We start from the raw sequence: 20,563 nt of genomic DNA, 5'->3' as shown, positions 1-20,563 counted from the left end.
TACAACGTTGTATAGAACCACTAGATATTGACATTCACCGGTTTCCGGACTACAATGAAAGAGCCTTTTGGAGCAACAATTTTGAGAGAAAGAGGGAATGGAGCCATGTATTCCGTGGTAAAACGCGATGGCCAGATCGTTGATTTTGACGTGACCAAGATCAGCAGCGCCATTACCAAAGCATTCGAAGCACTTCATAAAAACTATCATCCCAGCATCATCAACATGCTGGCTCTGCAGGTGACTGCTGACTTCGATCCCAAAATCAAAGACGACCGCATCAGTGTGGAAAGCATCCAGGACAGTGTGGAAAAAGTCCTGTCCGATTCCGGCTATGCCGATGTGGCAAAAGCCTATATCCTGTACCGGAAACAGCGGGAACAGATCCGGAACGTGAATTCCTCCCTGCTGAACTACAAGGACCTGGTGGACAACTACCTCCATGTGAATGACTGGCGGGTAAAGGAAAACTCCACCGTCACCTATTCCGTAGGGGGCCTGATCCTGTCCAACAGCGGGGCCATCACCGCCAACTACTGGCTGAACGAAATCTATGACAAGGAAGTGGCCGACGCCCACAAAAGCGCCGCCATGCACATCCATGATCTGAGCATGCTCACCGGCTACTGCGCCGGCTGGAGCCTGAAACAGCTGATCCAGGAAGGGCTGGGGGGCATTCCCGGGAAAATCACTTCTTCTCCCGCCAGCCATCTTTCCACCCTGTGCAACCAGATGGTGAACTTCCTGGGCATCATGCAGAACGAATGGGCCGGGGCCCAGGCTTTCTCTTCCTTTGATACCTATCTGGCACCCTTTGTGAAAAAGGACAACCTGAGCTACAAGGAAGTGAAACAGTGCGTCCAGTCCTTCATCTACGGGGTGAATACCCCCAGCCGGTGGGGCACCCAGGCGCCTTTCTCCAACATCACCCTGGACTGGACCTGCCCGGACGATTTGAAGGACGTGCCCGCCATTGTGGGGGGCAAGGAGCAGGACTTCACCTATGGGGACTGCAAAAAAGAAATGGATATGGTGAACAAGGCCTTCATCGAAAACATGATCGAAGGGGACGCCAACGGGAGAGGCTTCCAGTATCCCATTCCCACCTATTCCATCACCAGGGATTTCGACTGGAGCGAAACGGAAAACAACCGGCTGCTCTTTGAAATGACCGCCAAATACGGTACCCCGTATTTCTCCAACTACATCAATTCCGACATGAAACCCAGTGACGTCCGGAGCATGTGCTGCCGGCTGCGTCTGGATCTCCGGGAACTGCGGAAAAAATCCGGGGGCTTCTTCGGGTCCGGGGAATCCACCGGGTCCGTGGGGGTGGTCACCATCAACATGCCCCGGATTGCCTACCTGGCCAGGGATAAAAAGGACTTCTATGACCGTCTGGACCATATGATGGACATTGCCGCCCGGAGCCTGAAAACCAAGCGGACCGTAATCACCAAGCTGCTGGATGCGGGGCTCTATCCCTATACCAAGCGGTACCTGGGAACCTTCAAGAACCATTTCAGCACCATCGGGCTCATTGGCATGAACGAAGTGGGGCTCAACGCCAACTGGCTCCGGAAAGATCTGACCCACCCGGAAACCCTGGCCTTCACCAAAGAAGTGCTGACCCACATGCGGGAACGGCTGAAGGATTACCAGGAACAGTACGGAGACCTGTACAACCTGGAAGCCACCCCGGCGGAATCCACCACCTACCGGCTGGCCAAGCACGACAAGGAACAGTATCCGGACATCATCACCGCCAACGAACACGGTACCCCGTACTACACCAACTCCTCCCATCTGCCGGTGGGGTATACCGAAGACCTGTTCACCGCCCTGGATATGGAAGACGATCTTCAGACCCTGTACACCTCCGGCACCGTATTCCATGCCTTCCTGGGCGAAAAGCTGCCGGACTGGAACTCTGCCGCCGGCCTGGTACGGAAGATTGCCAGCAACTACAAGCTGCCGTACTTCACCCTGTCTCCCACCTACAGCATCTGCCGGGAACACGGGTACCTGAGCGGGGAACAGTACACCTGCCCTTACTGCGGCAAAAAGACCGAAGTCTACAGCCGGATCACCGGCTATTACCGGCCGGTCCAGAACTGGAACGACGGGAAGATCCAGGAATTCAAGGACCGGAAAGTCTACGACCTGGGCCAGTCCCATCTGAAGAAAGAAGAAGCGCCGGCTGAACGGCCGGTGTTCCGGAAACCCTCCGTGAAGACCGCTCCCACCGAAGCCAGACAGGTGGCCAGCACCGGAGGGGACAAAGGATGGATCCTGTTCGGGACCCATACCTGCCCCAACTGCAAAATGGCCGTTAGAGAACTGGAAAAACACGGCGCCGCCTTTACGGAAATCTTCGCCGAAGAGCATCCGGAACTGGCGGAGAAATACCAGGTGCAAAGCGCACCCACCCTGCTGGTCAACCAGGGAGACACCCTGAACAAAATCGTAGGATTCGGCCCCATCCGGGCCTTCATCCGGCAGCAGGGGATGTAAGAAAAAAGGAGCTGTGAAAAAATGAGAGATCATTTTTTCACAGCTCTTTTTTTTTATGGGAAAATGGTGGAGAGTGCAGAGCGGGACGGCGGTCCCGACAGCCCCATTGCGGGTCCGTAGGGGCCGCACGCCGGGCGGCCCGCAAACAGCACAGAACTTTGCTCCCAGCGCCGTAGGGGCCGCACCAAGGGAGGCCGCAACCCCAGACGGGGAGCGGCTTTCCAGACTTAAAAAAAGTTGGCAAATTTTGCCCTGCTGATTTTCGAAAAGTTGGCAAAAAGTTGGCAAAACAGGCATGAAAAAAGGAACGGTGTGAAACGTCCAGACTGTTTTAAAAACCCCAAAACCCGCATGTTTACAAGGTCTTTAACAGTATGAGACGCTAACCCGTTCCCGTAATAAGCGTTGGTGGAGATGAGGGGAGTCGAACCCCTGTCCGAAAGCATTGCCATGCGAACTTCTCCGAGCGCAGACTGCATATTTTGTTTCGCAGCCCCTTTGCCTGCAGACGGGCCAAGGAACGTGCTATCTCGATGAGTTTCCCTGTCAGCCTCCGAGAATTGGCAGGCAGGTATCCTGCAAGTGTCGTCTATTCTTCTTCAGCAGGAATGAAGAGGAAAGACGTTAGCAATTTAAGCTGCTAAAGCGTAAGAATCGTCTGCGTTTATAACGCGTTTCCACCGTTTTATGGGGTTGGCGGGATCCCAGCTCGCTTATCGCACACCATCTACCCCCGTCGAAACCGGTACATCCCCGGGTATAGTGTGTACATTGTATTTTATCATGGGGTGGTATTTCCGTCAAGGGAAGCCAGCACTTCCCGGGCCCGGCCCGCTTCTTTTTCCGCCACGTCGATGTAGTACATATCCCGGTCGATTTTTCCCCGGGGTCCGAAATCCCGGATATCCAGTTTGGCGCCGCAGCCGCAGGTGGGGGCTTCGCTGGGGAGCGAAGTGGAGGAATAGGGGATGCCAGCGGTTTTCAGGGCATCCCTGGCTGCCTGCCAGCGGGCTTTGCAGCCTTTTTCCTTGAAAACAGTAATCTTTTTCGTGAAGAATCCCATGGGGGCCTCCTTTCTGTAGTCAAACAAATATTTAGTTAGAGAATTATTATTTGTTACCTATTATATCACATTATCCTCTTTCTTTCCCGGGATTTTTATGGTATCATGGAGTTGTCAGAAAAGATTGTCGGAACACGGCAGTCGTGTTTTGGAAGAACAAGGAGGAGAAAATCCATGGAACAAAAATTCTACAAATGTGCCCATTGCGGCAAGATCATCGCTGTTGTCAAGGAAACCGGGGTGCCGGTGATGTGCTGCGGCCAGAAGATGGATGAACTGGTGCCCAACACCACCGATGCCGCCCAGGAAAAACATGTGCCCGTTGTGGAAGTAAATGGCAGTATTGTAACCGTAACCGTAGGTTCCGTGCTCCATCCCATGCAGCCGGAACACTATATCGAATGGATCTCCCTGCACACCAAACAGGGGAACCAGAGAAAAGAACTGAAACCGGGAGATGCGCCCAAGGCCGTATTCGCCCTGGTGGATGGGGACGAAGTGGAAGCCGCCTATGCTTACTGCAACCTGCACGGGCTGTGGAAGAAATAAATTGGTTGTCACCTGATCACCCAACCACCTAATCACTTAACCACCTAACCACCTAACCACCTAACCACTTAATCACCTACCCACTTACCCACTTACCCACTTGAAACGGGCCTGCCCCACAGCAGGCCCGTTTGTGCTATAATCAAACCAAAACCACCCAAGGAGGCCTTTTCCCATGTCTTTTCCCCTGTACTGCATCACCAACCGGCATTTGTATGCCCTGCCGTTTCTGGAACAGCTGGACCGGATCCTGGCCCTGCGCCCGGCGGGGGTGATCCTCCGGGAAAAAGACCTTTCTCTGGAGGAATACCTGGCCCTGGGCCGGCAGGTGCTGGAAAAATGCCGCCGGGCAGGGGTGCCCTGCTGGTTCCACACATTCCTGGAGGCGGCGGTGGAACTCCGGCCGGATGGGATCCAGCTGCCCATGCCGGTGCTCCGGGAGCTGCCTGCCGGGTGGCGGCAAGGTTTCCCGGGGAGGGTGGGGGCCTCCTGCCACAGTCTGGACGAAGTGCAGGAAGCGGCCCGGCTGGGGGCGGATTGCTGCACCTTCAGCCATGTGTATCCCACCCAATGCAAGCCGGGGCTGCCGCCCCGGGGCCTGGAAGCCCTCCGGCAGGTGTGCGCCCAAAGTCCCGTTCCCGTCTATGCTCTGGGAGGGGTGACACCGGAAAAAATCCCGGAACTGGAAAAAGCCGGCGCCGCCGGAGCGGTGATGATGGGGTGGTGGAAGACGGTTGACTGTTGACCGCTGACAACCACGTATCCTATAATATGGAAAGATAAACAAACTGAGAAGGAGTGGGCCCATGAAAAAACAACTGCTGGCCCTGGTGTTTTCCTGCTTTGTCCTTTGGGGCTGCGGGGATGCTCTGGCGGCCAAACCCACTGAATGGAGCCTGTTGGGCGAAAACAAATCCGGAACCTATTATACGGATCTGGCCTCGTTCAAACAGGAACCCAAGACCCCGTCCCTGACCCAGGCTACGGCCCGGGCGGTGCTGAAGAATCCCTCGTTCATCCGGCTGCTGGACCATCTGTACGCCAAAAAGCTGAAAGAGACGGATTCGGCCAAAGAATGCATCATGGATGTGGAAATCGACGAGGCCGGCCATACCTACCGGATCAACCAGATCCAGGTGCTGACCCGGAACGGGAAGATCCTGGAAAAGAAAAAGATCAAGGAAAATTTCAGCCCCATTCCCCAGCGGACCTTTGTGGACGCCTTGGAAAAAGAAATCCAGGCCTGGAAAATGGAGCACAAAAAGGAGTCTGTGAAACATGAAAATCCGCGGTTTTGAAAAAATCTCTTCCTATAAAGAAATGGATTTCCCCCTGCCCAGCCGGCAGACCGCCCGGAGCGCCGGGTACGACATCTACCTGCCGGAAACGGTGACCATCCCGGCCCACGGCCAGAAAATGGTCCCCACCGGGGTAAAGGCCTATATGCAGGACAATGAATACCTGGGCATCCATATCCGGTCCAGCATGGCGGTGAAGCGTCACCTGCGGCTGGTGAACAACGAGGGCATCGTGGATGCGGATTACTACAACAATCCGGACAACGAAGGCCATCTGCTGCTGGCCCTGGCCAACGATACCGATCAGGACGTGACCCTGGAAAAGGGGGAACGGGTGGCCCAGGGGATTTTCTACACCTATCTGCTGGCCGATGACGACGGCAAAGCACCCAAACAGGAACGGAGCGGCGGCTTCGGCAGCACCACGAAATGAGGCACTGATATGACGGAAAACAAATGGAAGAAAATGATCAGCCTGGTAGACACCATGGGAGACTGGGGCGGCTATCAGCTGTATGAATGGTTCAAGCTGTTCCCGGAACAGCGGGAAACGGCCCTGCGGGAATACATCTACCTGAAGGCCCATCTGATCCGGGGCTGCATGGCGGCCCTGAAAAAGGATCTGACCCAGGAGGACTGGAACGAATTCTATCTGGCCCTGGGCAGACAGATGGAAGCCACCCCGGATTACAGCTACGGGGCCACCTATGAAGAAATGGTGGAAGCCCTCCGCAGCTATGAAGGTCAGTCCCTGGCCCAGCAAAAGGTCATTTTCGCCAAACGGAGTACCATTGACAGCACGGTGTATTCCCGGCAGTTTGTAAAGGATTTGACAAATTTCTTCAGCCGCGTCCAGGCGGAACTGCGGAAGGACCTCCGGGACTGAAAAAAATCCACTTTGTGGGAGAATAAAGGTTGACAAGCCAGCCGGAAACTCCTATACTGTAACCATAACTGAACAAAAGATAGAGGCGCGGAAAACATCAGTAATTCTCAGAGGGACACCGACGAAGGGAACGAAAGGGGAACCGCCGAAGCAAAGCTGCGGGTGCGCGCTTATGCTGGGATGCAGGTGAACAATCTGCAGACTGTCGCCTTTGGGTGGAGAGCTATCAATGGGAACGGAAACAAGTCCCCTGCCATGGCAGGAGCGGCTTCTTTTCTTGCAGGTCATTGGGCTCGCCTCCATGACCTGTTTTTTTGTCTCCCAAAGGAATGCACAAAGGAGAGATGCTTGGTATGATCAAAGTGTTGGTAAACGGTGCCCTGGGCAGAATGGGGCACACAGTGGTACAAACGGTCCTGCAGCAGAAAGATATGGAACTGGTGGGTGCTGTGGACAAGTTCGGCAAGGACAAAACCGTGGAAGGCTGCCCGGTGGATACGGACCTGGTCCGGGCCCTGGAAACCTGCAAGCCCGATGTGGTGGTGGATTTTACCCGGCCCGATGTGGTCATGGACAACCTGCGGATCATCCTGAACGCCGGGGTCAACGCCGTAGTGGGCACCACCGGCTTCACCCAGGAAAATCTGGAGGAACTGAAAGGCCTGGCGGAAAAGAACGGCGTGGGTATCCTGGTTTGCCCCAACTTCGCCATGGGGGCTGTCCTGATGATGAAAATCGCTGCAGAAGTGGCCAAATACTTCCCCCAGGTGGAAATCATCGAAATGCATCATGACAAAAAGCTGGATGCTCCCAGCGGCACGGCCATCCTTACCGCCCAGAAACTGGCGGAAGTCCGGGGCGGCTTTGTCCAGCAGGGCAATCCGGATGAAGTGGAAAAACTGCCCCATGCCAGAGGCAGCGAATACGAAGGGATGCGGATCCACAGCGTACGGCTGCCCGGGTTCGTGGCCAGCCAGGAAATCATCTTCGGCAGCATGGGCGAAACCCTTACGGTGCGCAACGACCCGGTGAGCCGGGAATGCTACATGCCCGGGGTCATGCTGGGCTGCCGGACCATGGTGAAACGCAAGGGCCTGGTGTACGGACTGGATCAGATCCTGGAGTAAGGCTTCCATAGGAAGTCCTTTCCTGAAAGGGAAGGGGACCGTCCCCATGGACGGTGGATGGGTCCCCTTTTTGGGCATTACCTCATGTAAACAAAGGAGACGAGTGCAATGAAAGAATACAATCTGGCAATTCTGGGTGCCACCGGCGCCGTTGGACAGGAATTCATCAATCTGCTGAACGAACGGGATTTCCCCTTCAAAAATCTGAAGCTGCTGGCTTCTGCCCGGAGCGCCGGCAAGGAACTGACCGTACGGGGCAAGACCTATAAAGTGGAAGAAGCCAAGGCTGACTCCTTCAACGGGGTGGATGTGGCCCTGTTCGCCGGCGGCAGCATTTCCAAGACCTTCGCACCCATTGCCGTAAAGGCTGGTGCCGTGGTCATTGACAACTCCAGCACCTACCGGATGGATCCGGATGTGCCTCTGATTGTTCCTGAAGTGAACCCCCAGGATATCACCAAACATCACGGGATCATTGCCAACCCCAATTGCTCCACCATCATCATGGTAATGGCCCTGAAACCCATCTATGACCTGGCCCGGATCAAACGGATCATCGTTTCCACCTACCAGGCTGCTTCCGGTGCCGGCAAAGACGGGCTGGACGAACTGGAAAACCAGATCAAACAGGCTGCCCGGGGCGAAGAAATGACCGCCAGGATCTTCCCCAGCGCCAGCGCTGAAAAACACTTCCCCCTGGCTCTGAATCTGGTGCCCCAGATTGATATCTTCCTGGACAACCTGTACACCAAGGAAGAAATGAAGATGGTCAACGAAACCAAGAAAATCTTCTCCGATCCGGAAATGCGCATCACTGCCACCACCGTCCGTGTCCCCGTTTACCGGAGCCACAGTGAATCCGTCAACGTGGAACTGGAACATGATGTGGAACTGGAAGACATCCGCAAAGCCCTGGCCGGCTTCCCCGGCGTGGTGCTCCAGGATGATCCTTCCCGGCAGATCTATCCCATGCCCCTGTACACCTCCGGCAAGAACGATGTGTATGTGGGCCGTCTGAGACGGGACGAATCCGCCGCCAACAGCTTCAACTTCTGGTGCGTAGGCGACCAGATCCGCAAAGGGGCCGCACTGAACACCCTGCAGATTGCCGAAACCATGGTGAAGAACGGCTGGCTGTAAGAACAAGAACCTAGAGATTTTGAGGGGAGCCTGAGGTTAAAATGAAAATCATTGTACAAAAATTCGGAGGAACGTCCGTAGCTACGCCTGCCACCCGGGAAAAAGTGGTGGGCAAGGTCCAGGAAGCCATTGCCCATGGCTATGCACCCATTGTGGTGGTATCCGCCATGGGCCGCCGGGGAGACCCGTTTGCCACGGATACCATGATCGATATGCTGAAAAGCGTGAACCCCAACCCGGCTCCTCACGAACTGGATCTGCTGATGGCCTGTGGGGAAATCATCTCCTCCACAGTAATGGCCGCCACCCTCCAGGAAAGAGGCCTGAAGGCCAAAGCCCTCACCGGGGGCCAGGCCGGCATGATCACCGATGACGAATACGGCAATGCCAAGATCCGCACCGTGGAACCGGACAACCTGCTGGAACTGGTGGAACAGGGGATCATCCCCGTGGTCTGCGGGTTCCAGGGCGTGACGGCGGACCACAAGAACGTGACCACCCTGGGCCGCGGGGGCAGCGATACCTCTGCCGCCGCCTTCGGTGTGGCCGTCCATGCGGACAAAGTGGAAATCTACACCGATGTGGACGGGGTCATGACCGCCGATCCCCGGATTGTCAAGAATGCCCATATCATCAAACAGATTTCCTATGATGAAATCCGTGAGATGGCCCACCAGGGTGCCAAGGTCATCCATCCCCGGGCCGTGGAAATCGTTATGCGCTATGGGGTCCCCATGGTGGTGAAGAGCACCTTCTCCGAAGCCCCCGGTACCCTGATCAGCAAGGAAGACCAGCCCAAGGAAATGGAAGAAACCGATTCCCTGGAAGAAAAACATGCCTGCGGGGTAGCCAGCAAGAACAACATTGCTTTCTTCTCCGTGAACCTGGACAGCAGTGACGGAGCCGATCTGTTCGATACCCTGGCCAAAAACGGGGTCAGCATCGGCACCATGAGCCTCCAGCCCCATTCCCTGATGTTCGCCGTGTACAGCGCCGCCGCCGATGATGCGGAAAAAGTGCTGAAAGCGGAAAACTGCCAGTACACCAAGGTGGAAAACTGCGCCAAAGTGACCGTGGTGGGCTCCCACATGGGCGGCGTCCCCGGCATCATGGCCCGGTTCATCAATGCCCTGGCCAAATCCGGCATCGAAATCCTTCAAACAACAGATTCAGACAACCTGATTTCCGCCATTGTACGGGAAGAACAGGTAAAAGAAGCAGTCAATGCCCTGCACGCTGCTTTCCAACAATAAAAGGTGGTAAGCATGAACAAGAAACCCTATTTCGGACGACTGATTACAGCCATGGTGACCTTCTTCCATGAAGACGGTTCCCTGAATGCGGACGGGACGGCGGAATTCGCCGCCTGGCTGCTGGACCACGGCTCTGATTCCATCCTGGTCAGCGGCACCACAGGTGAAGCCCCCACCATGACCTATGCAGAAAAGGAAGAACTGTTCACCAAAGTCATTGCCAGGACCAAGGGCAAGGGCCAGGTGATCGTGGGTACCGGCTCCAACAATACGGCCGATGTACTGGAAATGAACAAACTGGCGGAAAAAGTGGGCGCCGACGGCGTCCTGGTGGTGGGTCCCTACTACAACAAGCCCTCCCAGGAAGGCTTCTACCGCCATTACAAGACCATTGCGGACAACACCAGCCTGCCCATCATCATCTACAACGTACCCGGACGGACCGGCAGCAACATCCTGCCCGCCACCATTGCCCGGCTGGCCCACGAATGCAAGAACATCGTGGCCATCAAGGAAGCCGCCGGCAATGTGAGCCAGGTGGAAGATCTGTACCGCCTGGTACCGGAAGATTTCTCCATTTACAGCGGGGATGACGCCCTGATCCTGCCCTTCATGAGTGTGGGCGCCGTGGGCCTGATTTCCGTCCTGAGCAATGTGAACGGGGAAATGATCCAGGAACTGATGCAGAGCTATGAACGGGGCGAAGTCCAGAAAGCCCGGGACCTGAACAGAACCATGGTACTCCAGTCCCGGAGCATGTTCCTGGTGAGCAACCCCATCCCGGTGAAAGAAGCTGTGGCCAAAATGACCCCCTTCAACCCGGGGCCCTACCGTCTGCCTCTGTGTCCCATGACCGACGAAGAAAGAGAAAAGGTCACCCGGGCCTGGAAAGAAAGCGGGCTGCTGAAGTAAATACGGTCAGCTGTCAACGGTCAGCTGCCGGAAGAAAGAACCTGTCCCCTGGGGGCGGGTTCTTTTTTGATGAGATGGGACCCGTTCCCAGTGGCCGCTGACAAAATGGAGACATTGAGGTTTTGCCTCAATGTCTCCATTTATATACCCTGACCTTTTTCTTCTTCTCCACTTCCGTGGCCTTTTCCTGGATTTCATCATCTTCTTCTGAATCCCACAACAGCTCGAACCGGGGATCGTTTTTCAGGTTCACGTACAGGGGGTCCAGATCAGTGGTGAGGAAGTGGGTGAAGGGATACCGGGTGACAAAATCACGGTAATCCAGTTTCCCCAAAAGCAGGGAGCAATATTCCTCCATCACATCTTTCTGGTGATTCAGTTTGGGCTTGAATACTTCCGCCCGGGTATCCATGTAGCAGGGAATCCCCTGGAATTCCGCATAGGGACCATCGTTGTATCCTGTCCACAGGCAGATGGGGTTGCTGCCGGCATCCTGTTTGATGATTTTCACACTTTTAGAGAGAATGACATCTTCCCGGGGCGGTTGGAACCAGGCCACGGAAAAGGGAATCATCAGCATCATGACAACCAGCGCAAAGAACATCCGGATATTTTCTTTCAGGGTTTCTTCCTGATTATGGGTTTTCCACAATCGCCAAAGAGACCAAAGGGTCATCAGCGCCAATAAGATAAAGCTCCCAAAGAACAGGGCTCCCCGTCCTTCCGGAATTTTGGTCTGTTGGAACAGGGCAACGGATCCTGCAATGGCTGCCAGCACCATAAGGGCCACCATCCGGCGGGCCCGGGACCAGGCATAGGAAGCACCGGCAGTCTTTTGGAATTTGTGGTTGGCCAGGATTTCCGCCAATGGAAACAGACCGGCCAGCAGGAACAGCAGACTGCTGCGGGTGGCCTGGAGGGCCATGAACCCGGTGCCCAGAGCCAGCAGCTGCTGCCGGAGAGGCAGGGAATGGCGGGCGTAACAGACCGTGCAAATAAACAACAATGTGAAAATCATGACCATAAAAGGAGTTCCGAAATCGAGGCATAAGGGATGCATTTCAGAAACCAGTTGGTTGATTTCATGGTATCCGTAAGAATGAAAGGCATAGGTCATGGCTTCCGTTCCATAGGGGTTGCAGAAACCTCCGGCCAGGACGGCTGCCAATAGCAAAAAGAAGTCCCTGGCCTGCCATGTCAGTTCCCATCGACCAAAAGGAAGTTTGGGCCCTGCCAAAGCTTCACAGGCATAGGGCAGCAGGAAAACGGTGAACATGGGCCACATGGCTCCATGCAGGTTACTCAGAAGAGCAGAAAGCAGAAAGAAAACCGGGAGAAGGAACCGGGGCATACGATCCCGTTTGGAGGACTTTTCCAACAGGTAGATTTCCAGAAGAAAAATTAAACCGGACATTGTCTGAGGCCGCTGGAACAAATACCCCATGGACATCAGAAGAAGCCAGAGCAGCAGAAAAAAGTAAACAGCTCCCGAAATCTGTCCAACTTTCAATTTTATCAAACGGGAATATAGAAAAAGAAAGACAGCTGATATAATCCAGTTGTAAGCAATCATGGCTTTCAGACCGCCCAGTTTATACAGTTTCCACAGCCCCAGATCAAAGAGCCACTGATGCATGACAAAATGGAAGTTCTGATGGATGGTAAAGGGCTCCACATGGGGAATGCCAAATTGTTCTACATACCGGCCACTGTTCAGCAGGAACCAGCCATCATTGTCAAACCGGTTGGTGAAAATCACTACAACCAATATCATCAGAAAAGCATAGACCAGAGATCCCATCTTATTTTTCATGGTTCTGCCCTCCCTGTGTTTCCGTTTCCTGGTACTCCTGTTCCGTATTCACCTGCCACAGAGCAGTTTTATTGGTTTCGCCCTGGCGGATCAGATCCACGGCAGTGAGGGCGGAGAGCATGGAATGGTCCATGTTGTTGTACCGGTGCTGGCCGTTCCGGCCCATGCAGTAGAGATTGGGGATGGTGTCCAGTTCCTGCCGGAGCCGGGGAAAATCCCGGTAGCTGCCATAATAAGCCGGGTAGGCTTTTTTCATCCGCACCACATGGCCTTCCTGCACGGCGCCGGGCCGGATCACCTGGATGGTTTCCAGTTCCTTGGCCGCAAAAGCCAGAAAATCCTCATCGGTCATGGACCAGAGGGCATCCCCTTCCTGGCAGAAGTATTCCAGGCCGATCCACAGGGTGTGGAGGGGATCCCGGACCAGATAAGGGGACCAGTTGTTGAAAATCTGCAGCCGCCCCAGTTTTACCTCCGGTTCCTGGACATAGATCCAGCAGTCCGGGACAATATGGTTCAGGGTGGGATGGTCCGTTTCATTTTTCAGTTCCAGCCGGTCCACCAGGAGCCCGGCCGTCATAAAGTCCCGATAGGGGAGGGTGGCAGCGGTTTCCCGGGCTTTGGGGGAAAGCCAGTCCTGGGGCAGCCCCGCAGCCAGGTCTTTTACCGGCATGGTGGAGAGGACAATATCCCCGGGCACCTGGTGCAGGTTCCCCTGCTGATCCCGGTACTGGACGGCGGACAGGGTCTTTCCCGGGCCGCTGGTGAATCCGGTGACCGTGGCTCCCATGCGGATCTCTCCGCCCAGCCGGATCACTTCGTCCCGGAGGGTTTCATAGAACTGGCCGGGGCCCAGTTTGGGATAGGCGAACCGTTCAATGAGGGAGGTCTGGACGGATTTGGGCTGGATGTGGAAAGTCCGCTGGAAAAGGTCCTTCAGCACGGCGCCGATGGAGATGCCTTTGATCCGCTGGCTGCCCCAGTCGGCGGAAAGGTTTTTGGGAGAGCGGCCCCAGACTTTTTCCGTATAGCCGGCAAAGAAGGTCTGGTAGAGTTTTTCTCCGAACCGGTTCACCATAAAGTCTTCCAGGGTGTGTTCCGGTCGTTTGTGGAGGCAGGAAGCCAGGTAGGAACAGCCGATTTCCGCCATGGTGCCCAGGCCCAGGTTCCGGATGGTGGTCCGGTTCAGGGACACCGGGTAATCAAAGAATCTGTGCCGGTAGAGGATCCGGGATACCCGCTGCCGGTCCAGAAATACCCGGTCGGCCTGTTCCGGGTCGGCCCCCTGGGGAACCAGGGTGCAGGAGCGGTGGAGCAGCCGGTCGTCCAGGGCCGGGGCGGAGGCATGGGGCATCAGCTGGTCCCAAAGGGCCTGGACCCGAGTGTTTTTGGTAAAGAACCGGTGGCCCCCGATGTCCATCCGGTTGCCGGAAAAGTTGACGGTGCGGGAAAGACCGCCTACCTGGGTATCAGCCTCCAGAAGGAGAGGATGGATGGAAGTGGTGCGCAGAAGTTCATAGGCAGCCGTAAGCCCTGCGGGCCCGGCCCCGATGATTACGGCCTGTTTTGTCATGTGGGATCCCTCTTTTGTCAGTGGTTTAAATAACAGTCAAAACTGTTTTTATTATATACGATTGTGGAAGAAGAAGGAAGAGGGCCCTTTTTCATACGATTCCTCAGCCAAACAGTGGTACAACCGGTGTAAATGTGGTAAAATAGAGAAAAATATTCACAATTCGGTCACGTGACCATTTGTGACGGATAGGAACAGGAGGAGGACGGTTTGGGGATGTTGCCGTCTTTTTCCGGGGAACGAAGGGGGAGCATTGTGAAGAAGCTGGAGAAACTCACTGAAATCATCGAGAAAATGTCGCCCAGGAAACTGATGCTGCTGTGCGGATCCGCGGCACTGGCTGTATTCCTGCTGCTGTACGTGATTTTATCTGCCCTGTTCCCGGACCAGAAGCCCGGAAATGTGGCGGCCGGGAATGTGACCGTGGTGGAAGCGGCCCGGGATATCGCACCCCAGACCGTGCTCACGGAGGAAATGCTGAAAACCGTGGAAGTACCGGCCAATCTGGTACCGGCCGGGGCTCTGACGGACAAGAAACAGGCCCTGGGGAAGAAAACCGGCATCGACCTGTTTGCAGGGGATATCCTGACGGAACGGAAACTGACCTCCCACGGGGGCGGCTTCGTGGGGATGATCCCTGACGGGATGCGGGCGGTTTCCTTCGGGGTCAATGATGTGACCGGGGTTTCCGGTTTTGCCAAACCCGGGGACAAAGTGGATATCCTGCTGGTGACGGATAAGGAAGGGAACGGAATCGTTTCCAAGACCCTGCTGAAAGATGTGCTGATCCTGGCAGTGAACAAAAGCTCCGACCGGCCCCAGGGTACCACCCAGACCAGCGGCAGCGATAAAAAGACCCTGACAAGCGGCAGCCAGCCGGCGGGAAATTCCGGCAGCACCGGTTCCATGGGCACTCCTTCGGTGGTGACCGTGGCCCTCACACCCTATGATGCAGCCAAACTGATCGGGTCCTCCCGGATCGGCCAGCTCCAGATGATGCTCCGGCCGGCGGATGGTTCCACAGATGACAAATCCATCGGCTATTACGTGATCCCTCTGCCTGGCAATACGGCATCCTCCAGTACCCCAGCACCGGCACCGGCAGTTCAGCGTGACTATACGCCCCGGCCGGCTCCCCAGGCACCGGCGGCTCCTTCCGGAGACGGTGGAGGCGACGCCGGCGGACTGTCGGGTATCGAAGTCATTCGGGGAACCAGTGCAACCAGGGGGAAATGATCATGATCAATTACAGTAAACGGATGGGCCTCCTTGTGACGGCGGCCATTTTGGGAATGACGGGACAGGCGCTGGCCGCCACCACCCTGAGCGTGGCGGTGAACGGGTCCCGGTATATGGAAGCTTCGGGAATCACCCGGCTGGCAGTGGGGAATCCGGAAATCGCCGATGTGCGGCTCCTTTCCGGCAATGATTTCCTGCTGGTGGGGAAAAAGCCCGGTTCCACCACGCTGCTGGTCTGGTCCGACAACGGCCGGGAAGAATACAATGTGTTCGTCTCCGGCAGTGATGCAGGCACGGCCCAGGCCATCCAGGAAGCCATCGGGTATCCGGAGGTCCAGGTGCAGATGATGAACGGCAAGGTGCTGCTCCGGGGCCGGGTCCAGAACCAGTATGAACACGATTCCGCCATCAAAGTGGCCCAGATGTATCTGGGCAGCGGCGGGGGCACCACCTCCACCGCCCAGGCGGGAGGCAAGGAAGGCACCGCGGCCCAGGGAGGGACCACTGATTCCAACATCATCGACATGCTGGACATGACGGAACCCACCCAGGTGCGGCTGGTGGCCCAGATCATCGAAATCAACACCTCAGCGGAAAAGGACCTGGGGATCCAGTACTGGTCTCCGACTCTGGGGGATAATACGACGGGGAACAGCAATTCCACGGACATTACCCGGGGGACCCCCGGTCTGTTCTATGCCGGGGAAAACTTCTACAAACAGCGGGGGAGTTTCGGCTGGTTCGGCAGCCATCTGTCCAACCTGAACGCCTCTCTCCAGGCCCTGGTAACCAGCGGCAAGGCCCGGATCCTGTCCCGGCCTTCCATTACCACCATGAGCGGCCAGAAGGCCAAGATCCTGATCGGGGGCCGGATCCCCATCCCCACCTCCGCCGGGGACGGGCAGATTGCCATTGACTGGCGGGATTACGGGGTGAAACTGGACATCGAGCCGGTGGTGGATGCGGACAACAAGATCACCTCCAAGGTCCATGCGGAAGTATCCACCCTGGATTACGGCCACAGTGTGAAGGAAAACGATTTTTCCATCCCGGCCATTGCCTCCCGGGAAGCGGAAGCCATGATCAATGTCCGCTCCGGTATGACCATGGCCATCGGAGGGCTGCTGAATTCCGAGGACAGCAAGTCCGTTTCCAAGATTCCGCTGCTGGGGGATATCCCCATTATCGGCCAGTTCTTCCGGCATACCTCCACCACCCGGGACAACCGGGAACTGCTGATCCTGATCACGCCGCTTCTGGTAGGGGACGATTCTCCTGTTTCCATGAGCCAGCGGATGAAGGAAAATTACGAGGCTTCGGAACGGTATGAACGGAATGCGGAAAAAGTGGATGTGAATACGCCGGTGAAACCGGGGAACGACAAGCAGGAACGGGATATCTGGGGCGGCCGTCCGGAAGAACATCCGGATACGGAGATCCTGGAAGAAAAGAAAGCACCGGAACCACCTTCCCGGCTGCTCCGGACCACTGACGAAAAGGGCGAAACCGTCCTGGTGCCTCTCTCCGAAGATGATTATCAGCTGCGGAAAGAGAAACTGAAAGTGGTGGGGGTGGAAAAACCCAACGGAGAGATCCAGCTGGACGAACCGGAAGCCCGGGAAGCGGAAAACAAGGGACGGAACATGGGGAAGGAACCCCTGCTGGTGGAAAAGAAAAAGCCGGAAACCCGGCGGCCCACCAGCTTCCGGGAACGGATCCGGAAGCTCCGGCAGGCGTACCGGAACCAGTGGCAGAACCCGGCCCGCCCCTGACAATCAATGAACCATGAACCAGAAACAGCAGGAGGCATGAAGCTATGGAAGGCAGGAAAGGGACCCTATTTACCGTTTTCAGCACGGCCTATGCCGTGGGCAAGACGCTGCTGGCCATCAACATTGCAGCGGAACTGGCCCGGCAGGGGCTGAAGGTGTGCCTGGCAGACCTGGATCTCCAGTTCGGGGATGTGTGCTACTACCTGAAGCTGAATCCGGAACGGACCATTGCGGACGCCCAGAAATCCATGGAACAGCATCCCAAAGATACGGTGGCCGTGGAATACCTGACCCGGTACCAGGAAGGGAACACGGGATTCGATGTGCTGGCCAATCCCAAACTGCTGGAAGAAGCCTACAATATGGACAACAACATCATCAAATCCCTGGTGCTCCAGCTCCAGCTGGAATATGATTATGTGATCCTGGACACCACCTCCACCTTCAGCGCGTTGAACCTTCTGCTGATGGATATGTCCACCCTGATCAACTTTGTGGGAATCGTGGATTTCATCCCCACCATCAAGAACATGAAGCGGGGGTCCGACACCCTGAAGGAACTGGGCTACGACGACAGCAAGATCCGCTACGTGCTGAACCGGAGCAATGCCAAGACCCGGATCGATGTGGAGGATGTGGAATCCATTCTGGGGAAGCATTTCGATTTTGTGCTGCCCAACGATTTCCAGACGGCCCAGGATTCCATCCGCACCGGGGTGCCCTGCATCCTGAGCAGCCGGCATACGCCCCTGGCCCAGGGGATGGCTTCCATGGTGGATGGCTACGTGCATCCGGAAACCGACAGCCGGGACAGCGGAGACGGCCATTCCGGCGGCAGCTGGCTGAGCCGTATCTTTTCCTGAGGAGGCATGAACCGTGGGTTACAGAACCGTACTGATCGAAGACAACCAGGTGATGCAGGAACGGCTTTCCAGTGTCATCCGGAATACGCCCGGGTTTGAGCTGAGTGCCCGGTACCGGAATGCAGGGGATGCCCTGGGCCAGATGCAGGCCTTCAAGCCGGAACTGATCCTCCTGGACATCGACCTGGACCGGAACAGCACCCTGCTGCCGGATTTGAAAAAAGCCTATCCCCACACGGTGATCATCGGCATGAGCCGCCGGTGGGATGCGGAAGCCCAGTCCCGGCTGCTCCGGTCCGGAGCCGGGGGCTTTATGGTGAAGCCCTTTTCCGGAGAGGAACTGCTGGATACCCTGAAGAATCTCCAGAACACCTCGGCATCCCGGCATTCCCAGGTGGTGGCCTTTTTCAGCCCCAAGGGGAAAAGCGGGAAGACCACCCTGATTGCCAATCTGGGGGCCGCCTTGGCCCAGCAGACCGGGGAACCGGTGGCCATCATCGACGGGGATCTCCAGTTCGGGGATATGGGGGTGTTCTTCAACCTGACCCCCCAGAGCACCATTGTGGAGGCAGTGCGGGATATTTCCTTCCTGTCCCCGGTGACTTTGAAATCCTATTTTGTGCCGGTGAACGAGAATCTCTCCGTGCTGTGCGGGGCCGCCAAGCCCGACCTGGCGGAAACGGTGACCATGGAAGGGATGACCAGCCTGATCGAAATGGCCCGGGGCATCTTCCGGTATGTGCTGGTGGATCTATCTTCCGGGTTTTCCGATGTGGCCTGCACCGCCTGTGAAATGGCGGACAAGACCCTGGTGATGGCCATGGTGAACGGGGGCTACGAAGTGGAACACATGAAACGGGCCCTGGAGATCTTCCGGGCCTGGGAGGACTGTGACCGGCGGGTGAAGCCGGTGTTCACCCGGGTATCCCCCTGCACGGAGGAAGAACGGGACCGGTATTCCCAGGCCCTGGGCTTCCCGGTATTCCAGGTGCTGCCCAATGAATACCTGGCGGTATCCGCCGCGGCGGACAATGGCCGGCTGCTGCTGAACCAGGCTCCGGAGAATCCCTTCTCCCAAGCCGTGGGACAGATGGCGGACCAGGTTAAACACTGGTGAAAATTTAGCAAACTTGACCGTTGTACAGCGGTCCATCCATGGTATAATACAGATAGAAAGGAGCGAAAAGCATGATTGGTCTGGTTTCTCTGCTTTTTGCCTTTCTGTTTTTCCTGGGGCTGTATGCGGGACTTTCCGTATACCTCCAGCGGCGGCGGGAAGTATCCCAGCGGATCCAGCAGTATGCAGGATACCAGCCGGCAGCTGTCCGGAAGACCCCGTTCTGGGAAATCCTCCGGAACCGGTTCCATGAGCTGTTTGCGGAACGGAACCGGAGACCGGGGCGTCCCTGGAACCGGAAGAAGCTGGATCTGATGATGATCCAGGCCGGGCTGCCTTTGTTGGGGAAGGAATATGTGGCCATTGCCGGGGGACTGGCAGTGCTGGTGTTCCTGGTTACGGCGGTGGCCGGCCGGAGCCTGGTGACCGGGCTCCTGGGAGGGATCCTGACACTGTTCGGGGCCGTGATCTTTCTCCAGCGGCGGATCAGCCGCCGGAAGGAAGCCTTTGAACGGCAGCTGGCGGATTGTCTCACCCTGGTATCCAACTCTCTCCGGGCCGGGTTCTCCTTTTTGCAGACCATGGAGATCATCTCCCGGGAAATGCAGCCTCCCATGTCCACAGAATTCGCCAATGTGATGCGGAATACCTCTCTGGGCCGGACCATGGAGGATGCCCTCCAGGAAATGGACCAGCGGGTGGGCAACGAGGATTTTTCCCTGGTGATCACCGCAGTGCTGATCCAGCAGCAGGTGGGGGGCAATCTGGCCACCATCCTGGATACCATCCGGGAAACCATCAGTGAACGGATCCGGCTCCGCCGGGAAGTGGGAACACTGACGGCTCAGGGGAAATTTTCCGGATTGGTGCTGACCTGTATTCCTGTGGCTCTGGGACTGTTTTTTGCGGTTACTTCTCCGGAATACCTGAAACCCCTGCTGACCACCAGCATTGGCAAAATGGCCATTGGGGCAGCCGTGGTGATGGAAATCATTGGCTACCTGATTATCAGCCGGATCGTGGACATCAAGATTTAACATGTCCCCTGAATTTTGGTAAAAAGGGACTTTCCCTTTTTATAAATACTGCAATTGTACAAACTTACTCAAGGAGGTGAAAACTATGATTACCATGGCAAAGATGATGTACGATATGTACATTAAACCCCGTCTGGGTGAAAAAGGCCAGGACATGGTGGAATATGCCCTGATGCTGGCCATCATCGTTGGGATTGGCTGGCTGATTTATCAGCAGACTAACCTGGCTGGTCAAATCAACAATGTATTTAACAATGCCGGCAACCTGATGACAGAGGCAGCAGCTAAAAACTCTAAAGGGCAATGATCTATTGATTGTCGCATTGGTTTTACAGCCAAAGAACTCCTGCTCTTGCAGGAGTTCTTTCGAAAGGGCGTCAGCTCCGGCTGGTGCCTTTTCGAAAGAA

Annotated in this window: 19 protein-coding genes, 1 other RNA gene and 1 riboswitch; of the genes, 16 read left to right on the top strand and 4 right to left on the bottom strand. The window is 56.1% G+C overall.

Going from position 1 to position 20,563, the window contains the following annotated elements; all coding sequences use genetic code 11:
• Positions 1–105 precede the first annotated feature (105 nt).
• Entirely contained in the window at positions 106–2,514 is a 2,409-nt protein-coding gene (locus tag ACFER_RS06145) for a ribonucleoside triphosphate reductase (RefSeq protein WP_012938551.1), read from the top strand.
• A gap of 406 nt (positions 2,515–2,920) precedes the next feature.
• On the opposite strand, the gene ssrA is transcribed toward ACFER_RS06145, so the two are convergent.
• Positions 2,921–3,269: a transfer-messenger RNA gene (gene ssrA / locus ACFER_RS11115) on the bottom strand.
• Between the two features lie 26 nt (positions 3,270–3,295).
• On the bottom strand, positions 3,296–3,577 hold the full coding sequence (locus ACFER_RS06135) for a hypothetical protein (protein ID WP_012938550.1): 282 nt from the start codon (positions 3,575–3,577) through the stop codon (positions 3,296–3,298).
• Positions 3,578–3,751: 174 nt separating this feature from the next.
• On the opposite strand from ACFER_RS06135, the gene ACFER_RS06130 reads away from it, so the two are divergent.
• The 9 genes from ACFER_RS06130 to dapA all read left to right on the top strand — a co-directional run bounded on the left by ACFER_RS06130 (position 3,752) and on the right by dapA (position 10,742).
• The gene (locus ACFER_RS06130) at positions 3,752–4,126 is read left to right on the top strand and encodes a desulfoferrodoxin family protein (RefSeq protein WP_012938549.1); all 375 of its coding nucleotides are present in this window, start codon (positions 3,752–3,754) and stop codon (positions 4,124–4,126) included.
• 175 nt (positions 4,127–4,301) lie between these two features.
• Complete coding sequence (locus ACFER_RS06125; RefSeq protein WP_012938548.1) at positions 4,302–4,871, top strand: thiamine phosphate synthase; 570 nt, start codon at positions 4,302–4,304, stop codon at positions 4,869–4,871.
• Positions 4,872–4,932: 61 nt separating this feature from the next.
• Entirely contained in the window at positions 4,933–5,424 is a 492-nt protein-coding gene (locus ACFER_RS06120; protein WP_012938547.1) for a hypothetical protein, read from the top strand.
• Positions 5,405–5,857, top strand: a complete 453-nt coding sequence (locus ACFER_RS06115; RefSeq protein ID WP_012938546.1) for a dCTP deaminase/dUTPase family protein — start codon at positions 5,405–5,407, stop codon at positions 5,855–5,857. The genes ACFER_RS06120 and ACFER_RS06115 overlap by 20 nt, the downstream gene beginning before the upstream one ends.
• Before the next feature lie 9 nt (positions 5,858–5,866).
• Positions 5,867–6,310 carry a hypothetical protein gene (locus ACFER_RS06110; protein ID WP_012938545.1) on the top strand — a complete coding sequence of 148 codons (444 nt, stop codon included), beginning with the start codon at positions 5,867–5,869 and terminating at the stop codon, positions 6,308–6,310.
• Positions 6,311–6,382: 72 nt separating this feature from the next.
• A riboswitch (Lysine riboswitch) is annotated at positions 6,383–6,544 on the top strand.
• A 119-nt stretch (positions 6,545–6,663) separates the two neighbouring features.
• Positions 6,664–7,437, top strand: coding sequence for a 4-hydroxy-tetrahydrodipicolinate reductase (dapB, locus tag ACFER_RS06105; RefSeq protein ID WP_012938544.1), 774 nt, complete (start codon positions 6,664–6,666; stop codon positions 7,435–7,437).
• Positions 7,438–7,545: 108 nt separating this feature from the next.
• Positions 7,546–8,577: an aspartate-semialdehyde dehydrogenase gene (locus tag ACFER_RS06100; RefSeq protein WP_012938543.1), complete on the top strand. Its 1,032-nt coding sequence runs from the start codon at positions 7,546–7,548 to the stop codon at positions 8,575–8,577.
• A 41-nt stretch (positions 8,578–8,618) separates the two neighbouring features.
• Positions 8,619–9,830 (top strand): aspartate kinase, encoded by a 1,212-nt coding sequence (dapG, locus tag ACFER_RS06095; protein WP_012938542.1) that lies wholly within the window; start codon positions 8,619–8,621, stop codon positions 9,828–9,830.
• Positions 9,831–9,842: 12 nt separating this feature from the next.
• On the top strand, positions 9,843–10,742 hold the full coding sequence (gene dapA / locus ACFER_RS06090) for a 4-hydroxy-tetrahydrodipicolinate synthase (RefSeq protein WP_012938541.1): 900 nt from the start codon (positions 9,843–9,845) through the stop codon (positions 10,740–10,742).
• Positions 10,743–10,869: 127 nt separating this feature from the next.
• On the opposite strand, the gene ACFER_RS06085 is transcribed toward dapA, so the two are convergent.
• Both ACFER_RS06085 and ACFER_RS06080 read right to left on the bottom strand, forming a co-directional pair.
• Entirely contained in the window at positions 10,870–12,555 is a 1,686-nt protein-coding gene (locus tag ACFER_RS06085; RefSeq protein WP_012938540.1) for a hypothetical protein, read from the bottom strand.
• Positions 12,545–14,128 (bottom strand): NAD(P)/FAD-dependent oxidoreductase, encoded by a 1,584-nt coding sequence (locus ACFER_RS06080; RefSeq protein WP_012938539.1) that lies wholly within the window; start codon positions 14,126–14,128, stop codon positions 12,545–12,547. The genes ACFER_RS06085 and ACFER_RS06080 overlap by 11 nt, the downstream gene beginning before the upstream one ends.
• A 255-nt stretch (positions 14,129–14,383) precedes the next feature.
• Here ACFER_RS06080 and cpaB point away from each other — a divergent pair, with 255 nt between their 5' ends.
• The 6 genes from cpaB to ACFER_RS06050 all read left to right on the top strand — a co-directional run bounded on the left by cpaB (position 14,384) and on the right by ACFER_RS06050 (position 20,463).
• Positions 14,384–15,364, top strand: coding sequence for a Flp pilus assembly protein CpaB (gene cpaB, locus ACFER_RS06075; protein ID WP_187287511.1), 981 nt, complete (start codon positions 14,384–14,386; stop codon positions 15,362–15,364).
• 2 nt (positions 15,365–15,366) lie between these two features.
• Positions 15,367–17,139: a type II and III secretion system protein family protein gene (locus ACFER_RS06070; RefSeq protein WP_012938537.1), complete on the top strand. Its 1,773-nt coding sequence runs from the start codon at positions 15,367–15,369 to the stop codon at positions 17,137–17,139.
• Between the two features lie 44 nt (positions 17,140–17,183).
• Positions 17,184–18,002: a CpaE/TadZ family protein gene (locus ACFER_RS06065; RefSeq protein ID WP_012938536.1), complete on the top strand. Its 819-nt coding sequence runs from the start codon at positions 17,184–17,186 to the stop codon at positions 18,000–18,002.
• Between the two features lie 13 nt (positions 18,003–18,015).
• The gene (locus ACFER_RS06060; RefSeq protein WP_012938535.1) at positions 18,016–19,119 is read left to right on the top strand and encodes a CpaE/TadZ family protein; all 1,104 of its coding nucleotides are present in this window, start codon (positions 18,016–18,018) and stop codon (positions 19,117–19,119) included.
• A 71-nt stretch (positions 19,120–19,190) separates the two neighbouring features.
• Complete coding sequence (locus ACFER_RS06055) at positions 19,191–20,156, top strand: type II secretion system F family protein (RefSeq protein ID WP_012938534.1); 966 nt, start codon at positions 19,191–19,193, stop codon at positions 20,154–20,156.
• Between the two features lie 85 nt (positions 20,157–20,241).
• A complete protein-coding gene (locus tag ACFER_RS06050; RefSeq protein WP_012938533.1) occupies positions 20,242–20,463 on the top strand; it encodes a Flp family type IVb pilin in 222 nt (73 codons plus the stop codon).
• Positions 20,464–20,563 lie beyond the last annotated feature (100 nt).

The sequence above is a fragment of the Acidaminococcus fermentans DSM 20731 genome (assembly GCF_000025305.1).
In the GTDB taxonomy this organism is placed as follows: Bacteria; Bacillota; Negativicutes; order Acidaminococcales; family Acidaminococcaceae; genus Acidaminococcus; species Acidaminococcus fermentans.
The sequence above is the reverse complement of the archived record's forward strand: the minus strand, read 5'-3'. Positions and strand labels throughout refer to the sequence as shown.